Consider the following 18,051-nt stretch of genomic DNA (forward strand, 5'->3'; position numbering starts at 1 on the left):
CAGCATGCGCAAAGTCATCCGGTTGGGCGACGCCACGTCGCACGGCGGCAAGGTGATCAGTTGTGCCGCCACGCATTTCACGGTCAATGGCATTGCCGTCGCCTGCGTCGGGGATGTGTGCAGTTGCCCCGTCAAAGGACACCAGGGCTGCAAGATTGCCAGCGGCTCGTCCCGGCACAGCATCAACGGCGTCGCCATCGCCTTCGAAGGCGACAGCACCACCTGCGGCGCCAAGCTGCTCGCTGGTGGCGTCAACCTCCGGACGTCCTGACGCCGTACGCTCCTGGTATTTCCTGGTAACTATATAATCTGCGCTTGGGCGATATCCGCCCCCGAACGTCGATTGAAGGAATGCCATGCCAGGATATTTTATGCGCTCTGTAGCGCTCTTTACCGTATTGGCCGTGTGCATCTCTGCCAGTGCCGCCGAGGCGGTGGTGGATGCGCAGCAGCGCGCGTCCTTGCTGGCATTTTATGCGCAGCAGTATCCGGACGAGCCCGCTGCGCGCACCGTGTTCGAGAGCGTGCCCGTGGTCGGTGGCCGCGGCAGCGAAGTGGTGGGCAGCGTGGAAACGCCGCCGTATCGTGGCCATGGCGCTCTGTGCCGGACGCAGCGCACCAAGTTCGTGTTGCACGGCGAGGGCAAGCAGGCGCGTTGGCAAGAGGCGGGCATGGAATACTACGCCTGGCTCGATCGCGGCACATGCCGCGCGGTGGCCGAACCCGTGCGCATGCTGCAGCGCGTCCCCGATGCGGAGCTTGAAGGCGTGTTGCTGTACCAGAAACCGCTGCTGGAGCGGGCGCGATTATTGATGGCAGGTAATACGGCCTGCGCCCCGTTGCGGGCCTTGAAATTTGCGCTGGCGGCCGTCGACGTGGGCGCTGCCGCCCCGCGTGCCGAAGAGCGCTATGCGCTGGTGTTCAAGAGCGACCGCGACAGCTACGTCCGCGTCTGGCTGCGCAAGAGCGGCGCCCAGTATGACGCCTGGAACGTGACTTGCCCGCCAGTGCTGTAGACTGCTCGCCCTTTGCCTGATTCTTTTTTGACTGTTGCAACCATGAACGAAAATTCCACTTCCGCCCGCAGCTGGGGCACCATCGTCACGCATAGCGACGAGATGGCCATCATCTACCGCTATGTCGACGCCTTCCATGACGACTGGGACCTGTCGTCGCAGCCGGACCGCATCATCATCGCCTGGCGCTACGAAGACGAAACGGGCATGCCCGCACCGAACGAGCGCGAGCATATGGAAGAGCTGGAAGCGGCGCTGGCGCCCGTGGTGGAAGAAGACGGCTTTGCCACCCTGGCGCTGGTGTCGACGGGGGAAAACCTGCGCGAATGGATTTATTACACGCAGTCGGGCGAGGAATTCTTCAATCGCCTGAACACGGCGCTGGCGCCGCGTCCGAAATTCCCGATCGAAATTCGCAGCGCGGCGGACCCGGCCTGGTCGACCTACGCCGGTTTCATGGCCGCCTTGTCGAAGTAATTACACCAGCGCGGCGGCCACGATGCGTGTCGCGGCCGTAATGATGTCCTGGTTGTTGTCCGCATTTTTCAGTTCGCGCGTGTAATATACGGCGATCACCAGCGGGGCGCCGACGGGCGGATAGGCCACGCCGATATCGTTGATGCTGCCGTAGGCGCCCGAGCCTGTCTTGTCGGCTACCTTCCAGCCGTCTGGCAGGGCCGGGCGGATGCGCTTGTCGCCCGTCGTGTTGCCGCGCATCCAGGTATCGAGCTGCTGGCGCTGCGGCGCCGGCAAGCCATCGCCCAGCAGCAACTGCTCCATGCTGCGTGCCATCGATGCGGGACTGGCCGTGTCGCGCACTTCGCCGGGGATGGCGCTATTCAATTCCGTTTCCCAGCGTTCGAGCTGGAACTCCTTGTTGCCGATGCTGCGCGCATACGCCGTCACGGCTTGCGGCCCGCCCAATATTTTCATCAGGAAATTGGCAGCGCTATTGTCGCTGTACTGCAAGGTGGCGGCGCACAGCTCGGCCACCGTCATGCCGTCGGCCAGATGCTTTTCCGTGATGGGCGAATACGTGACCAGATCTTTTTTCTCGTAACGCACGCGCTGTGCCAGCAAGCCCGCTTCGCTGGCGCTGTGGGCCAGCACGGCGGCCGCCAGCATCGCCTTGAAAGTGCTGCACAGGGGAAAGCGTTCGTCGGCACGGTGGGCAATGCGCAGCTCGCCGCCCTGGCGCCAGGCGGAAACGCCCAGGCGTCCGCCCGCGGCCTGTTCCAGCGCGGCCAGTTGCGTGTGGGCGCTGGCGATGCTGGTGGCTGGTGCGGCAAACAGCAGCGGAGCCGGGCACAGCAGGGCGGCGCCGCCGGCCAGCAGGAGGTGGCGGCGCAGATGGTTCGTCGATTCAGTCATGGTCTGTAGGTATTTTAGGAGTGGAAAGGGTGGCCAGCAGTTCGCCGATGGCGAGCAGGTTGGCCGGTTTGGTCAGATGGTGGTCGAAGCCGGCCGCGCTCGATTGACTGCGGTCGTTTTCCGCGCCCCAGCCCGTCAATGCAACGAGCACAACGCTGGCGCCGGCCGGTATCCGGCGCAGCGCGCGCGCCACTTCATAGCCGTTCATGCCGGGCAGCCCGATATCGAGGAAGATGACGTCTGGCAAAAATTGCGGCGCTATGGCCAGGGCCTGCGCGCCATCGTGGGCGACTTGCGTGGCATGGCCCATCATGTCCAGCACGGCGGCCAGGGTATCGGCCGCATCGACGTTGTCGTCGACCACCAGCACGCGGAAATGGCGGGCGCTGGCGGCGGGTGCGGGCGCGTCCGGTGCGGCGGGGGCGTTGGCTTCCTCCTTCAGCAGCGGCAAGCGCACGGTAAATATGCTGCCCAGGCCGGTGCCGGGACTGAGCACCGTGGCGCTGCCGCCATGCAACTCGGCCAGGCGCCGCACCAGTGACAGGCCGATGCCCAGGCCGCCCTGAGCGCGGCCCATGTTCTGTCCCACCTGCGTAAACATGTCGAACACGGTCGTGATCGATTCGGCGGGGATGCCCACGCCGCTGTCTTCCACCTCGATCAGCGCCTCATTGCCGTCGCGTACCGCGCGCAAGGCGATATGGCCGCCGGCGGGCGTGTACTTGGCGGCGTTGTTGAGCAAATTGCCCAGCACTTGTGCCAGCCGCGTGGGGTCGGCCTCAAGCGGCAGTGCCTGCTCGTCGAGCGTCACCTGCAACTGGTGATGGTTCGCTTCGATCAGCGGCATGCTCGTTTCCACGGCGCTGGCGATGATGGTTTTCAAGTCCGTGCGTTCGAGCTTGAGTTCGATCTGGCCCCGCGTGATGCGCGCCACGTCCAGTAAGTCGTTGACCAAGTGCACCATCTGATTGACTTGCCGCTCCATCACGTCGCGCACACGCGCCACGGTGGCGGGCTTGTCGGCGGCCAGGCGCATGATTTGCAGGCCGTTGCGGATGGGCGCCAGCGGGTTGCGCAGTTCGTGCGCCAGGGTGGCCAGGAATTCTGTCTTGCGCCTGTCCATCTCGGACAGGTTGTCCGCCAGCTGGCGCAATTGCTGTTCCGAGCGCTTGCGTTCGCTGATGTCGCTGAACAGCACCGTCAGCAGGCGGCTGCCGGGGCCGCCCAGGCGCGCGGCGAAGACTTCGAACCAGCGCTCCATGGCCACGGCTTCGTTTTCATAGCGCACGGGCTCGCCCGTCTTGACGACCTGGTCGTACAGGTCGAACCAGTGCTGGTCGTGGTCGGGCACGATGCTGCGGATGGTCTTGCCGATGGCATTGTCCAGGCCCGACTGCTTGACGAAAGAAGGGTTCGCTTCCAGGTAGCGGAAATCCACCGGGCGGCCTTGCTCGTCGTACAGCATTTCAATGACGCAAAAAGCCTGGTCCATCAGTTCGATCAGGGTGCGATACCGTTCCTCGCTGCTGCGCAGCGCATCTTCCACCTGTTTCTGGCGCGTGACGTCGAGCAGCACGCCGGGCAATTGCAAGGGCGTGCCATCGGGCGCGTATTCCACGCGTCCCCGCGCGATGACCGAGCGGTACTGGCCATCGCCAGGGCCGATGCGGTAGCTGGCCTCGAACGGCGTGTGCGCGTGCAGCGCCTCGGCGATCTGCGCGCTGACTTGCTCGCGGTCATCCGGATGGATGATGTCCAGGTAGCGCGCCAGCGGCGCCGCCGTGGCCGCATCGGCATTCACGGGGAACAGGCGCGCCATATTGCTGTCGGCCGTGACCCGGTCGGCCACGATGTCCCAGTTCCAAGTGGCCACTTCGCCCGCCGCCAGGGTCAGGCGCAAGGTTTCCTCGTTCTGCTTGCTGGCCGTCAGGTCGAGCGAGATGCCGGACAGGGCGATCACCTTGCCGCTCCCATCGCTGGCGCAGGTGCCGCGCATATGCGCCCAGTGCAGCGAGCCGTCGGGCCAGCGCACGCGGATGTCGATTTCGAAATCGCTGGCGCTGGCGATGGCCGCGTGCACCACCGTCTGCCAGTGCTGCAGGTCGCCGTCGAGCATGGCGCCCGTCAGCTGCGCGTAATCGATGTGGCTGGCTGGCGGCAAGCCCAGATTGGCCTTGAATGCGTCGGAACACGCCATGCTGCCGCTGCCCAGGTCGATTTCCCACGTGCCCATGCGGCCGCCCTGCATGGCCAGGCGCAGCCGCTGTTCCGTCTGCCGCTGCTCGGTCACGTCGCAATGCGAGCCCAGCCATTCAACGATGCTGCCGTCGGGCGCCAGCACGGGCAGCATGCGCACGAGCATATTGCGGTAGGCGCCGCTGACGTGGCGCAGCCGGTATTCCGCCTCGAACACGGTCGTCAGGTACGACGGCATGACGTAAGGCAAGTTGCGGTCGTCCGGATGCAGGGCATTGAGCCAGCCGCGGCCCCGCAGTTCGGCCTCCGTCTGGCCCGTGAAGGCGCGCCAGGACGGCTGGTCGGCATCGAACTGGCCGAAGGTTTTCGTGCTCCAGACGATGTCGCAATGGGCGCTCAGCAGCATGTGCGCGGCCTGGGCGGCGGCGGGGGAAGGCGGGGGCTCGTGGCTGTGCTGGCTCGGTTCTGGCATGGGTAGGATAAATAATGGTGCGGCGCGCCGCCGCTGCACTGGGATGGGGCAGCGCGGCAAGCTCAGGTATGGCGATATTACAGTCAAATACCGGCCTGGGCCTGTCCTTCAGGCGCTTTTGCGCCGCATTGCCGCAATTACGTCGCCAGGGCGGGACAATGGCAAAACAGCAAGCCGATCGGCGTATTGTGGCTGAATAACCACTAGTCGGCCTTGAATAGTGGTGAATAAATATTTTACATAACAATATTCTTGCAGCGCATCAGCCGCTTGAATTAAATTGGCGCCTTACTTAAAAGTTGGTGTTCATCAGACATCCCAGAGATGCGGCCGGAACCGCTGTCAACTTGAGTGACAGCCAGGGCAGAGCCAGTGACGCCGAGAGCGGGGGAACATCCGCTCGCGCTGTTGCACCGTGATGGTGCAAACGATCGTCCAGCGCCGTATATAACCCGGAGACAGGTTGCTAGAAAGACAGATTTCGCAATTCTTTTTTTAAACTTCTGGGAAACCACATGATCAAGATGTCCAAGATGCACAAGCGTTTGTGCGCCAAAAGCGCTGCAATGCTGGCACTGTCCGCTGCCCTGCCTATCGGCTCGGCCTATGCTGATGAAGTCGCTGCTGATACGGCCCCTGCCGCCAGCCAGCTGGAAACCGTGACCGTGACGGCACAGCGCCGCAAGGAAAATATCCGCGACGTACCCGTCTCCGTGTCGCTGCTGCGCGACGAGAAGCTCGACGTGCTGGTGTCCGGCGGACAAGACATTCGCGTGCTGGCCGGCAAAGTGCCGAGCCTGAACGTGGAATCGTCGAACGGCCGCACCTTCCCCCGCTTCTACATCCGCGGCTACGGCAATACCGACTTCAACATCTTCGCATCGCAACCTGTTTCCCTGATTTACGACGATGTCGTGCAAGAAAATCCTATCCTCAAGGGGTATCCGATTTTCGACGTGGCTGGCGTGGAAGTGCTGCGCGGCCCGCAAGGCACCTTGTTTGGCCGCAATACGCCGGCCGGCGTGGTCAAGTTCGAATCCGTCAAGCCGAAGCTGGACAAGGTTGAAGGCTATTACAACGTTTCCGCCGCCACGCACAACACGACCAACTTCGACGGCGCCGTCAACGTGCCGCTGAGCAAGGAATGGGCGCTGCGCTTCTCGACCCTGCGCCAGCACCGCGACGATTACGTCGACAACACCTTTACGGGCCAGAAAAACGCGCTGGATGGCTACAACGAACATGCTGAACGCGTGCAATTGATGTATGCGCCGAACGCCACGTTCAACGCCCTGTTCAATGTGCACCAGCGCAACACCACGGGCAGCGCGCGCGTCTTCTACGCCAACCTGATCAAGCAGGGCACGAACGATATCGTCGACGGTTTCGACCCGAACAAGTCGTTTACCAATGCACCGAACTTCCAGCGCCTGCGCACCAACGGCGCCAGCGCCCGCCTGAGCTGGGACCTGGACGGTATCAAACTGTACTCGATCACCGGCTTCGAGCAGGTCGGCAGTTACGTGTCGCATGGCGACATCGACGGCGGTACGCCGACGGGTCCCGGCTTCATCCCTTTCCAGGTTGAAACGGCCGGCGGCATCAGCAGCGTGAAACAATACTCGCAGGAGTTCCGCGCTGAATCGAAAAATGCCGGTCCCCTGAACTGGCAGGCAGGCGTGTACTACTTCAACGAAGATGCCAACGGTTTCACCGACAACTTCGATACCAACACGCACGTGCTGACCACGCACCTGGCCAGCCGCCAGAAAAACTCGGCCTGGGCCACGTTTGGTTCCGTCAACTACGCCGTTAACGATGACTTCATGCTGCGCGCCGGTTTGCGCTACACCAAGGACAAGAAGGATTTCAACACGGTGGAAGCGACCAACATCGTGCAGGTCAACCCGACCAGCGCCGATGTCAGCAAAGCCAAGGTCAATTGGGACTTGAGCGGCACCTATAAATACAACAAGGACGTGAACTTCTACGCCCGTATCGCCACCGGTTTCCGCGCGCCAAGTATCGCCCCTGCCAGCGACAAGGTGGCCGTGACAGTTGCCGATGCGGAAACCATTACCTCGTACGAAGCGGGCATCAAGGCCGACTTGTTCAACCGCCGCGCCCGCGTCGCGTTCAGCGTGTATGACTACCAGGTGAAAAACCAGCAATTGACGGTGGTGGGCGGCACGTCGAACGTCACGCGCCTGATCAATGCCGCCAAGACGAACGGCCGCGGCGCCGAGCTGGAACTGGAAGGCTTTGTCACGCCGAGCCTGAAGATGTCGCTGGGCGGCAGCTACAACTTCACGGAAATCAAGGACCCGAGCCTGTCGATCGCCACCTGCGCCCAAACGCGTTGCACCGTGACCGATCCGATCAACGCTGCGAACCGCGCCGTCATCGACGGCAATCCATTGCCGCAAGCGCCGAAGTGGACGATCACCGCCACGGGCCGCTACTCGATCCCGATGGAAAACGGCGAATTCTTCGTCTTCACGGACTGGGCTTACCGCAGCAAGATCAACTTCTTCCTGTATGAAGCAACCGAGTTCACCGGCAAGCCGATGGTCGAAGGCGGCTTGCGCGTGGGTTACACCTGGGATGCCGGCAAGTATGAAGTGGCCGCCTTTGGCCGCAACATCACCGACACCCAGCGTATCACGGGCGCCATCGACTTCAACAACCGCACGGGCTTCATCAATGAGCCGCGCCAGTTCGGCGTGCAGTTCAAGGGCAATTTCTAAGCCTGTACACCGGCGCCAGTCCTGACGGCTGGCGCTCGATGCGAACCCGCTGCCGCCTTGCGCCGCAGCGGGTTTTTTTATGGCGTGGCGGGCAGGCGCGACAACAGTTGCGCCCAGGCGGGAATGGCTTGCCGCCAGAAATCGTCCACCTTGTCGGCGCGCACGTCGAGCCCCAGGAAGCGGGCGGCGGGCACGAGCGCCGTGGTCAGCAGGGCGGCCGGGTCCGTGCCCGTATCGAAGGCAAGGGCGCCCGTCTGTTTCGACAGTTTTTCGCCGCTGTCATTGGTGACGACAGGCACGTGCATGAAACGCGGATGCGGCAAGCCCAGTACATCTTGCAGGTACAACTGGCGCGGGGTGGAATCGAGCAAGTCCGCGCCGCGCACCACTTGCGTGATGCCCTGCGCGCCATCGTCGACCACCACCGCCAGTTGATAAGCCCAAAAGCCGTCGCCGCGCAGCACGATGAAGTCGCCCACCTCGCTGGCCAGATCCTGCCGCTGCGCGCCATGCCAGCGGTCGGCAAACGCGTACACGGCTTGCGGCCCTTGCGGCACGCGCAGCCGCCAAGCCCGCGCCGCCTTGCCCGGCGCCAGGCCGTGGCGGCAAGTGCCCGGGTACACCGTCGCGCCATGTTTCGCCGCCCCTGCCTGCAGCAGAGAATCCTGGATCTCCTTGCGCGAACAGCCGCACGCGTACACGAGGCCATCGTTCTGCAAGCGCTTGAGCGCCGCCTCGTACAGCGGCAGCCGCCGGCTCTGCCATGTCGCCTCGCCATCCCAGTGCATGCCGCAGCGCTGCAGGCTGGCCAGGATGCCCATGTCGGCACCCTCGACATTGCGGTCATAGTCCAGATCCTCGATGCGCAGCAGCCACGTGCCGTGATGCACCTTGGCATCGAGATAACTGGCCATGGCGGCAACAAGCGAGCCCATATGCAGGGGACCGGAGGGGGAGGGGGCGAAGCGGCCGATGTAGGGAGGGTTTCCGTGTAAGGATATCATTCAGGAAAAATAGAATCAGAAAAATAGTAAAACACACAAAATTAATGCTTCCGTATTAAGTATCGCTGATGAAATGGTTCAAGTCAAACTTGCTGGAGTGTGTTGTGCTGATGCATTACTGCAGTCGAGCGTATTTAAATTGAAAATGTTTTCAAGTTGGCGAATTGTGAAATATTGTCGGAATTGTTATTTTTATTTCATGGAGATTTTCATGATTGATAATACGTAATTTAATATTTCCTGAGTTTTTTTATTTCCAATGTTGGATTTTATCTTTTTTTCAATAAAAGATAGCGTTTCGGAATTTGTGCAGCTTGATATGTGCATATCTATTGCATCTGAAATATTGTGATCTATTTCTTCATCCTCTAGAATTTTTAGAAGTATTTCAATTGCTTTGTGATTGTTTTTCTTGTATAGATAGTATTCTGACGCTATTAATTTTAGTACGTTAGATTTGCTTGACGTCAGTTTGTGAATTATTTTCTTAAAATTTTCATTATTTGATTTTAGTAATGCATATGCTATCGCATGGCGTAGTTCATTTGAGATAATTTGATTTCCTTCAAAGGTATAAATTTCTTGCATTTTTTGTTTTGCAATATTGAGTATTTTTTCTATTGGGTCTATTTCAAAAAGCAAACTCCAGACAATTTCTTTGTCTTTTTTGGAATTGCCAATTTTTTTTAAAATTTCAATTTGTTCTTTTGTTAATTTGTTTTCGGTTTCCTTTTGTTTGAGTATTTTTAGTATGTTTTTAACATCTAAGTTATCCATGTTTTCTGAGTTTGATACTGTATTTTTTATTGAGGTATTTTTTATCATTTTAATTTACCTTTTTTTATCTCAATATGCATTCCTTTAAAATCACCCTGCATCGCGATGTTTCCAGTATCGTCGCATAAGAGTGATCCGGAGAGCCTTGGAGGCCCATAATTTCCGTTTGATACGCTGGACGTAGGGACAATTTCTTTATGGGCGTGCGGTATTTCATCAGCACGTCCTAGTGGTGGTGAGCGACTTTCCGCTGGATCAATTCGCACTGATGCTGTATATCCGTCCGGCAGACTTTTTGTCCAGACTTGTCCTGCTGTATTTGATCCTGTTGCATTATTTCTGGAACCTACCATCGTGTATCCTCTGTTCCGTAAAATATTTCTGATCTTGCTGGGGAGCATATTGTGCAATGCGGGCAAATTTCTTATTTCGTCCGCGGCACTGATGATGACTTTGCATTTTGCCAGCCCTAGCGGGTCGTTCCAGTGGATGGGGTTTGGTGCGTACGCATAACCATTCAGTCCGCCGGAAAGGCCGATCGGGTCTTGGCTGACATAACGCCCACAATTCGGTTCATAATACCGATTACGGTTGTAAAACAGCCCCGTTTCCCCATCCTCATACTGACCCTGAAACCGCAGTGGCTGCTTGATTTCTCCCTCGACGTGCAGCAAGGGCCCCCATGCCTTGTAGCGCCCGCTCCAGACCACGTTCCCTTGCGCATCCGTCAGTTCGCGTGGCGTGCCCAGGTGGTCGCAGTGGTAGTAGGTGATGCGGTCGTGTGCTGCCGCACCGTCGGCTGCCGCCAGGGCATGCTGCCATGCGGAGACATGCAGCGCTTCGGTGTCCGCCTGTTCTTGCGCAATGAGCGCCTGCAGTTCGGCGTCGTCCCGGGTGGCGCGTAAATCCCATTGCGCCACGCGTGGCAGGTGTACGGCGCTTGCCTGGCGGCAGGCTGGCGAAGCGATCCTGGCCAGCGGCACGAAACTGTCCGGTTCATACAGGTATGAGACCGTCTCTTCGTGTCCAAGTTCCTGCACCAGCGTGTCGCCGTCCCAGACGAAGAAGGTGGTGGCAGCGCTCGTGCGGGCGGGCTGGTCTGTGCTGATGTCTTGTTGCTTGTTCCAGCGTGCTTCTTCTACCCGCTTGGCGATGCGGCGACTGAAGGCGTCATAAAAGTAGCGGGCGCGGTGGCGCGACTGGCGCTCCATCCTGGTGGCGTGGCTGAGGCGGTTTTCGGCGTCGTAGTGCAGCTCCAGCTCACTCCAGGTCGACTCCCTGCCCGGCGGATGGAAGCGCTTGCCGGTGGCATTGCCTTGTTCGTCGTAATCGTATTCGGTATCGCCATAGCGTTTCAGTACGTTGCCGGGCGCGGGCGCCTTGTCGAGCAGATTGCCGGCCGGATCGAAGGCAAAGCGTTCCGCCAGGCCCGGTTGCACGGCGGCCAGCAACTGACCGACGGGGTCGTAGGTATAGCTGAGTTTGCCGAGCGGGCCGGTAGCGGTGGCGCCTGTTTGAAAAATGGTGGTCAGATTGCCTTGCGCATCGTAGTCGAAGCGGCGTTCGCGCACGGGGACGGGCGCGTCGGCGCCACGCGCCAGGGTCAACCGTGTGAGCCGCGATTGCGGGTCGTACTGGCGCGTGGCGATCAGGCCGCTGTTGCCCAGGGTGCGCTGTTTTTCGCGGTGCAGCTTGTCGCGCTCGACGTCGACCACGGCCTGCCCCTGCCACAGCACGCCATGCCAGTGGCCGGAGCCGTAGCGCAGGGTGTCGATGCGGCGGCCGTTCGGCAAGACCGTCTGGATGCTGTTGCCCAGTTCGTCATAGGCGTGCGTCATGACGAAGCTGGCATCCGGCACGCGCGGGGCGTTGGGCAGCCTGCCGGCATCGGGAAGGGATCGCAGGAAATATGCGCTGCGCTCTTCGGTCAGCTGGCCCAGCGCATCGTGGACGAAACGCTGTTCCGCTTGCGGCGCGGACACGGCCGTCAGGCGTCCCAGCGCATCGTAGGCGTAGCGCAACACGCCGTCCGCCGTGGTCTTGACGGATAACAAACCGAGCGCGTCGCGCAGCAGCTGCGTGCGCTGGCCGCCGCACTCGGTGGTGATGAGGTTGCCGGCCTGGTCGTAGCTGTATTGCGTGCGCTTGCCGTCGAAGCCCGTTTCCGCGATCAGCCAGCCTTCCGCGTGATACGCGAGCCGGTAGCTTTCGCCCTTGGCGTTGATCAATTCCGTCAGTTGCAGCGCGGCATCGTAGCGGTACTGCACCGTCTGGCCGATGGCGTCCGTGCGTTCCACGGGCAAGCCCTGGCCGTTGTAGCGGTAGCGCGTTTGCTGGCCGGCGCCATCCACGTGCAAGACCAGATTGCCATCCGCATCGTAGGCGTAGTGTTCCCGTGTTTTGTCTGGTGCGATGAGCCCGGTCAGGCGGCCGAGGCCATCGTACTCATAGCTGCTGACATGGCCCATGGCATCGCGTGCCGCCGTCAATCTTCCCTGCTGGTCGTAGCTGTATTCGCTGCTGTTGCCGGAACAGTCCGTGTAGCTGATCGGCAAGCCTTGGCGGTTGTACAGAAAATGCTTGCTGCCGCCCTTGGCGTCGATCAGTTCCACCAGCTGGCCGCGCTGGTCGTAGCGGTAGCGCGTGTCATGGCCCAGCGCATCCGTGATGCTGACGGGGCGGCCTGCCGCATCGTATTCGCGCAAGGTGGTGTTGCCCAGCGCATCCGTGAAGGCGACGGGCTGGTTCCGGTCATCGTATGCGATGCTGCTGCCATATCCCTTGGCATCGGTGCTGCGGATCAGGTTGCCGGCCGCATCATAGGCGTAGCGCGTGGCGGCGCCGTTGGCATCGATATCGGCCAGCAGCATGCCATCGCGGTCCCATTCGCGCCGGCCCAGCGAGGCGGCCTTGTCGCCATTTACGCGGCGCACCTCGGTGACCAGCCAGTTGGCGTCGAATGTATATTCGAGGACACCGCCGTTTTCCGCGACCCTGCTGGTGTCGTTGTCCACGTAATCGATGCGCGTGTGCTCGCTGCCATCTTGGGCGCGCGTGGCGATGGCGCGCGCCTGGTAACTGTTGGCCACGCTGACGGGATGGCGCTGCGCCAGCTCCGGTTCGCTCAAGGGGGAACCGCTCCAGCGGGCGCGCAGCGCGTCCAGGCTGATCCATTCCAATTCGTACGTAAAACCCCTGTAGCTGCTGCATGACGTGAGCAGGTGGTGGCGGTAGCTGTAGCGGCGCGTGTCACCCAGGGCATTCGACTGGCTGACCAGGTTGTGGCGCGGCGCGAACGGCGGCTGGGCATCGTTTGTCTCAGCTGCATACGCGTAGCGGACATGGCACAGGCGGCTGCCGTCGGGCAATACTTCGTCGATGCTGCCGATGTGGGTGGCTTTTTCCGACTCCCCGCGCAGGGCTTCGAGCACGCTGCCATCGTCGCTGCGCAGGCGCAGCAGCACTTCGCCCGGCTTGGCATGCATGAAGCGTTCGATGCTGATGCCGCGTCCATCGCGCCCTTCGCTGCGCACGAGCGCAAAGCGCTGCGTGGCGACGGGGGCGGACGGGGGCAGCATGGCGTTGACGCCGTCGTAGCCATGCGGCAGCCAGCCATCTTCCGCGCGCGCGTAGCGGTCGCTGCTGCCGTCGCGCCACAGCAAGCTAAAAGTGTCGGTGCCGTCGCGCGTCAGCGTAAAACCTTCCTTGCGGCTGTCGTGCCGCTGGCCCGTTACCAGGTGGGGCAGGCGCAGGGCGCGGCCGCTGTCGTCGTGCAGCACGATGCCGGCATCGCACAGCGACAGGCTACTGGTGTAGGGCGTGGACCAGCGCGCGCCCAGCAAGCCCCAGTCTTCGCATTCGGCGCCGGAGCGGTAGCAGCGCGTCCAGGCGATGGGGATGCTGCGCTCGAGCGCAAAATCCGTCTGGTAAAGGATTTCCTGGCCGGTGCCGAAATGCACGGGCTTGCGGCCCTTGACGGGCTTTTTGGCAGGGCCGCTATCCTTGGGGCAGCAGTCGGACGGCGGCTCCGATTTCGGTTCCTTCTTGCCGCGGCTTTTGCCGTCGTCACCGCCGTTTTTTGGGGGAGGTTTGTCGAGTTTGGGAGGTTCCTTGATATTCTTTTTTGCCGGCAGCTTGTCTGTCAGTTTTTTTATGTATGGCGCCAGTTTTTTCCCCAGTATTGAATTCAGTACTTTGCCAAAGGGAATTTTATTGAGTGCCAGTGCATCAACCAAGGGATACGCGACGTCACGAATGACGCTACTTCCGAGTTCTCCCAAGCTTGGGAGATGGCCAGTGATCACATAGTCTGCAGTGTGATCCATGGCTGTTGCAGTGATATTGACTACACTGCCAACTGCCATGGCAAGGTTTCCACTGCCTACGGCGACGGGGGCTGCACGAATGGTGACAGGGGCAATTGGAGGCGCCACGACCGTTGCAGCAACCATTGCTCCGCCGCTCATCACAAGGTTGCCGCCAGTATTTACCAGGGCATCACTCTCTTGATGTAATTGCTCTGATATTTGATCCTGATAAATCTTTGCCGCAGGTTTGAGTTCCTCTCGCGCCCGCTTAACGGCCAAGGAAATCGAGTTGAGTGTCGGCTTCGCCGCCTCGCCGCCCCGCTCGTAAATCTTGCCCACGGTATTGCGCGAATTCATCCACACTTCGCGTCCCACCTGCACCAGCTTGGCGCCGTTGGCGCGGTGGATGGCGCTGGCGACCTTGGTGTCGACCTGCTTGCCGACGGTACCGCTCTTGACGCCGCCCGCCTTGCCGGCCGCGTCGCCCTTGACGGTGGGAATGGTGCTGCGCTGGTGCAGGATGACGGGCTCGCTGTGCGACTTGACGTTGGGCGAGGCGTTTTGTGCTTCCGAGAATTCACCGATAATGCTGTAGGGAAGTGGAGGCGTGCTGGCGCCGACAGGCGTCTTGCAAATGTCGGGGCTGACGCTGACGCAATAGAAGCGCCCCGACTTGGTGACGGTTTCGTTGGTCATTTTTTACCTTGCCCGGCTGCTTCGCTGAGTGCTTCCTGCGCCTGCTCCAGCAGTTCGATGCGGGCGATCTGCGCCGGCTCCGTCAGGTGCAGCAGGCGCGAGGCGACCTGGCCTGCGTCGGCCGGCACGATGGCGCGCCACACCAGTTCCACGCTGGCCGCTTCAGGGTCGATCAGCACCGTATCGATGGCCAGGCGCCAGACGAGCAACTGGTCGTTCTTGTCCGCCAGCAGCAGGCACAGCACCTGTTGTGGCAGGGCGAAGCGCAGCACGGTGTTGCCGCGCGGGTCGATGCGGGCGGAGGGATGGTCGTGGCGGCACAGGTTGGTCAGCGTAAATTGTTCCCGTCCGGCCAGATACGGGCATTGCTGGTCCGGCGGCGTGCTGTTCCAGTACGCGAAATCAAAATCTTCCGGCAGGGTGGGGACTTCATCGGCACCCCATGTGTTTTTTTCCACGAAGTGGCCCGCCAGCGCGCGGCGGGGCAGCCAGCCGCGGCCGATAACGGCCAGCCCCGCCGGCGCAGGCAGCTCCTTGCCGCCCGCGCCTTGCCAGAACTGGGCGACCGTGCACGGCAGCGAAGGATGGGTAATGCGGGGCGCGGGCATCTCGTCGATATGTTTCGCATCCAGGTACCAGTGCCGTGCGAAACCCCGTCCCAGCGGATTGCCCTGGCAGGAGTCGTGCTTCGCCGCGTTGCAGTCATCGGCCTCGATGCGGCATTGGCCGCCATAGGCGTAGGCGTAGTGCAGCGGCAATTGCAGGAAAGGCTCAGGCGCTGATAGCTGCCACGGATTGGGCCGCAGCAAGCCCACGGTGGCGATGCGGGCGCAGCCTTGCGCCAGGCGCGTCAGGACGGCTTTCTTGCGGAAGGCGCGTTCGCCACACACCTGCAGGGTCTTGTCGATCAGGGTCTTCTTTTCCGACCGTACCTGCAGGTTGACGAGAAACTGCGGCTGCGCCTGCCCGCGCGGCGCGTGCGCCACGCCATTGACGATCACGTCGCAGCGCGGTTTATAGGGCGCGAAGTCGCTTTCCTGCAGCGTGCCTGCCTGCGTGTCGCCGTCAAGGTGGCGGTCTTCGGTGGCCAGCGGCGATGGGCGCGCCAGGGGCAGCAGGCTGGCCAGGCCGTCTGCGCCGCACGGGCCCAGGGTGTAGCCCATGCGCGCCACCACCACGTGAAAGGCCTCGCCAAACTGGTCGATCATGTCGAACTGGCTGGCCGCGTGCGGCGTGCGGTTGTCGAAGAGCAGGTTAGGGATATTGAAATGGGCTGTGCCGGCGTCGTTCATCGTCAGCCCGGATTGTTGTCGATGTCGTCGCCGTGGATCTGCACCTTGGATCTGCCGCGGATGATGATTTCATCGGCAACCAGTTCGATGCGTCCCGGCGTGATGGTGATGCTCGACGTGCCCACCGTCATCGTGTGCGAATCGGTGGCCGTAAGCGTGCTGTCGGCGCCGAGGATGACGCTTTTCGTCAGCCCGACCTGCTCCGCCTGCGCCAGCACCACGGTGGTATTCATGGCGCCGATGACGGTGGTCTGGTAGGCGGCGCCGATGGTCAGCACCTTGGCCAGGCCGATCGATTCCTCCTTGGCCAGCATCACCCGTTCCGAGCGGTGGCCGTCGATCTGCACCTGCTCGTTGCCGCCCACGTGTTCGCGGCGGTTGTCGCCGATGTCGATGTGTTCGTCATAGTCCACGCGCTCCTTGCGGTTGTTATGCACGGTGATGTCTTCATCGTGGTCCACCGTCTCCGTGCGGTCGCGCTTGACGTGCACGGTCTCGTCGCGGTCGACGGTTTTGCGGCGGTCGTTGCCGACCCAGTGCGACTCGTCGTGCTCGACTTCGATGCGCTGGTCCTTTTCCGCATGCAGCCACAGTTCCTCGGCGTCCTTGCGGTCTTCGAAGCGCAGGGCGTTGGCGTGCGCGGCGGACCCTTTTTTCGACGAGCGGCTCAGCATGCCGCTTTGCGTCTTGTTGGCCGGTAACTCCCATGGCGGCATATTGCGCGCGTTGTAGACGCAGCCGATGATGAGGGGCATGGCGACGTTGCCGTCGAGAAATTGCACGGCCACTTCCATGCCGATCCTTGGCAGGCTGATGTGGCCGAAATTCGGGCCGGCCCAGTTCGATATCACCCTTATCCACGGCGAACTTTTGTCGTCGAAGGTGCCCAGGCGGTCCCAGTGGAATTGCACCTTCACCCGTCCGTAACCGTCCGTATGGATTTCCTCGCCGGGCGGCCCGACTACGGTGGCTGTCTGCACGCCGTAGATCTTCGGTTCGCGGCTATGAAAATTGCGCCCCGGACGCCAGGGGATGTCACGGGCGATGCAGGTAAATGTGTTGCTGTAGTGAGAGGTGGCGCCGTCTCCCTGCTGATAGTTGTTGCTGGCGTAGTGGTGCACGGACAGGATCAGGTATTCGCCGGCGCCCTTGCCGGAAGTTGCGCTGTCGAAATGCCCGCTCAGGGTGAACCAGCGCCCTGGCTGCGTCGTGCGGTCGTTGCCCTGCGCCTCGAACAGCTGGCCCTGGGCATCAAGCTCTTCCATGCGGCGCTGCGCCAGCTGCTCGCCATCGTCGATGTTTTTAAAACCGTAGCTGCCCGTGTTTTCATACACTTCCAGGCTGGGGACGGCGCCTTGCCGGTTCAGCGAGTCGCGGCTGGCACGGGCGCTGCGCGGATTCTTGAAATTGAAACTGGCCACCGTCATCTGGCTTGGGGCCATACGCCGCACCGTGCTCCATTGATGCACGCCATCGTCTTCCAGGGACCCGGCCTGGTGCTGGAAGGGTATTTCGCTCAGATCGCCATCGATGGGCTGGCCGGTGGTGGAGTCGTCGGACAGCCACAGGGTGTGGCCGTCATGGCGGTGTTCGTAGCGGTAATGCCAGCCCAGCTGTTCCCAGTGGCGGTGCAGCAGGTTGTGGTCGCTCTCGTTGTGCTGGCAAGTGTAGGTGATGGCGGGATCGATGCCGCTGGCGGCCAGCCTGTAGTCGCGCATCAGGTAGTCATCGAAGACCTTGTCCGTCAGCGCCGCCACCGTCAAGCCGTGGAAGGCGACATTGTTTTGCCGCAAATGCAGGTGCGACAGCCACGGCTCCAGCACCATTTCATAGAAAGCGAAACCACCGTCCGTGCGCAGGGAGCGGAATTCGAACACGTAGCCATTGAAGTTGCGCAAGCTGCCGTCTTCGCGCACCAGTTCGATGGTCACCATCTTGCCCATCACTTTGTCGAGGGCGATGGTGGCGTCGTCGGATAATACTTCCACCACGTAGGAAAAGTCGCGTGACAGGCTTTCGCTGGCGGCGAGGCTGTTGGCCAGGAACTGGATGCCGGCAGGGCCGTCGCTGTGCGGAAAGTGCAGGCGCAGCAAACGCTGGCCCTGCATGTCGCCCACGAATGCCGTCCATGCCGCCGTCATATCGGGAAACTGGCTCATCGCGCATCGCTTTA

11 protein-coding genes are annotated in these 18,051 nt (G+C 61.4%); 4 read left to right on the top strand and 7 right to left on the bottom strand.

Going from position 1 to position 18,051, the window contains the following annotated elements; translation table 11 throughout:
• The first annotated feature begins 4 nt into the window (after positions 1-4).
• From CBW66_RS19120 to CBW66_RS19130, 3 genes are all read left to right on the top strand, one after another.
• Positions 5-271 (top strand): PAAR domain-containing protein, encoded by a 267-nt coding sequence (locus CBW66_RS19120; RefSeq protein WP_086137609.1) that lies wholly within the window; start codon positions 5-7, stop codon positions 269-271.
• Between the two features lie 100 nt (positions 272-371).
• Positions 372-1,016: a hypothetical protein gene (locus tag CBW66_RS19125; RefSeq protein WP_139841607.1), complete on the top strand. Its 645-nt coding sequence runs from the start codon at positions 372-374 to the stop codon at positions 1,014-1,016.
• 42 nt (positions 1,017-1,058) lie between these two features.
• Positions 1,059-1,493 carry a DUF695 domain-containing protein gene (locus tag CBW66_RS19130; RefSeq protein WP_086137611.1) on the top strand — a complete coding sequence of 145 codons (435 nt, stop codon included), beginning with the start codon at positions 1,059-1,061 and terminating at the stop codon, positions 1,491-1,493.
• Here CBW66_RS19130 and bla read toward each other — a convergent pair whose 3' ends face one another.
• Positions 1,494-2,387 (bottom strand): class A beta-lactamase, encoded by an 894-nt coding sequence (gene bla, locus CBW66_RS19135; protein WP_086137612.1) that lies wholly within the window; start codon positions 2,385-2,387, stop codon positions 1,494-1,496.
• Complete coding sequence (locus tag CBW66_RS19140; RefSeq protein ID WP_086137613.1) at positions 2,380-5,055, bottom strand: PAS domain-containing protein; 2,676 nt, start codon at positions 5,053-5,055, stop codon at positions 2,380-2,382. Before CBW66_RS19140 ends, bla begins: the two co-directional genes overlap by 8 nt.
• A gap of 515 nt (positions 5,056-5,570) precedes the next feature.
• On the opposite strand from CBW66_RS19140, the gene CBW66_RS19145 reads away from it, so the two are divergent.
• Positions 5,571-7,802: a TonB-dependent receptor gene (locus tag CBW66_RS19145; protein ID WP_086137614.1), complete on the top strand. Its 2,232-nt coding sequence runs from the start codon at positions 5,571-5,573 to the stop codon at positions 7,800-7,802.
• A gap of 77 nt (positions 7,803-7,879) precedes the next feature.
• On the opposite strand, the gene gluQRS is transcribed toward CBW66_RS19145, so the two are convergent.
• The 5 genes from gluQRS to CBW66_RS19165 form a co-directional block, all read right to left on the bottom strand.
• Entirely contained in the window at positions 7,880-8,806 is a 927-nt protein-coding gene (gene gluQRS / locus CBW66_RS19150) for a tRNA glutamyl-Q(34) synthetase GluQRS (RefSeq protein WP_086137615.1), read from the bottom strand.
• Between the two features lie 192 nt (positions 8,807-8,998).
• Positions 8,999-9,631, bottom strand: a complete 633-nt coding sequence (locus CBW66_RS28635; RefSeq protein WP_139841608.1) for a hypothetical protein — start codon at positions 9,629-9,631, stop codon at positions 8,999-9,001.
• Positions 9,628-14,586 carry an RHS repeat-associated core domain-containing protein gene (locus CBW66_RS19155; protein ID WP_086137616.1) on the bottom strand — a complete coding sequence of 1,653 codons (4,959 nt, stop codon included), beginning with the start codon at positions 14,584-14,586 and terminating at the stop codon, positions 9,628-9,630. Before CBW66_RS19155 ends, CBW66_RS28635 begins: the two co-directional genes overlap by 4 nt.
• A complete protein-coding gene (locus tag CBW66_RS19160; protein WP_086137617.1) occupies positions 14,583-15,878 on the bottom strand; it encodes a DUF2169 domain-containing protein in 1,296 nt (431 codons plus the stop codon). The genes CBW66_RS19155 and CBW66_RS19160 overlap by 4 nt, the downstream gene beginning before the upstream one ends.
• Before the next feature lie 2 nt (positions 15,879-15,880).
• Positions 15,881-18,037: a type VI secretion system Vgr family protein gene (locus tag CBW66_RS19165; RefSeq protein WP_086137618.1), complete on the bottom strand. Its 2,157-nt coding sequence runs from the start codon at positions 18,035-18,037 to the stop codon at positions 15,881-15,883.
• Between the last annotated feature and the right edge of the window lie 14 nt (positions 18,038-18,051).

The sequence above is a fragment of the Janthinobacterium sp. GW456P genome (assembly GCF_002127655.1).
GTDB lineage: Bacteria > Pseudomonadota > Gammaproteobacteria > Burkholderiales > Burkholderiaceae_D > Janthinobacterium.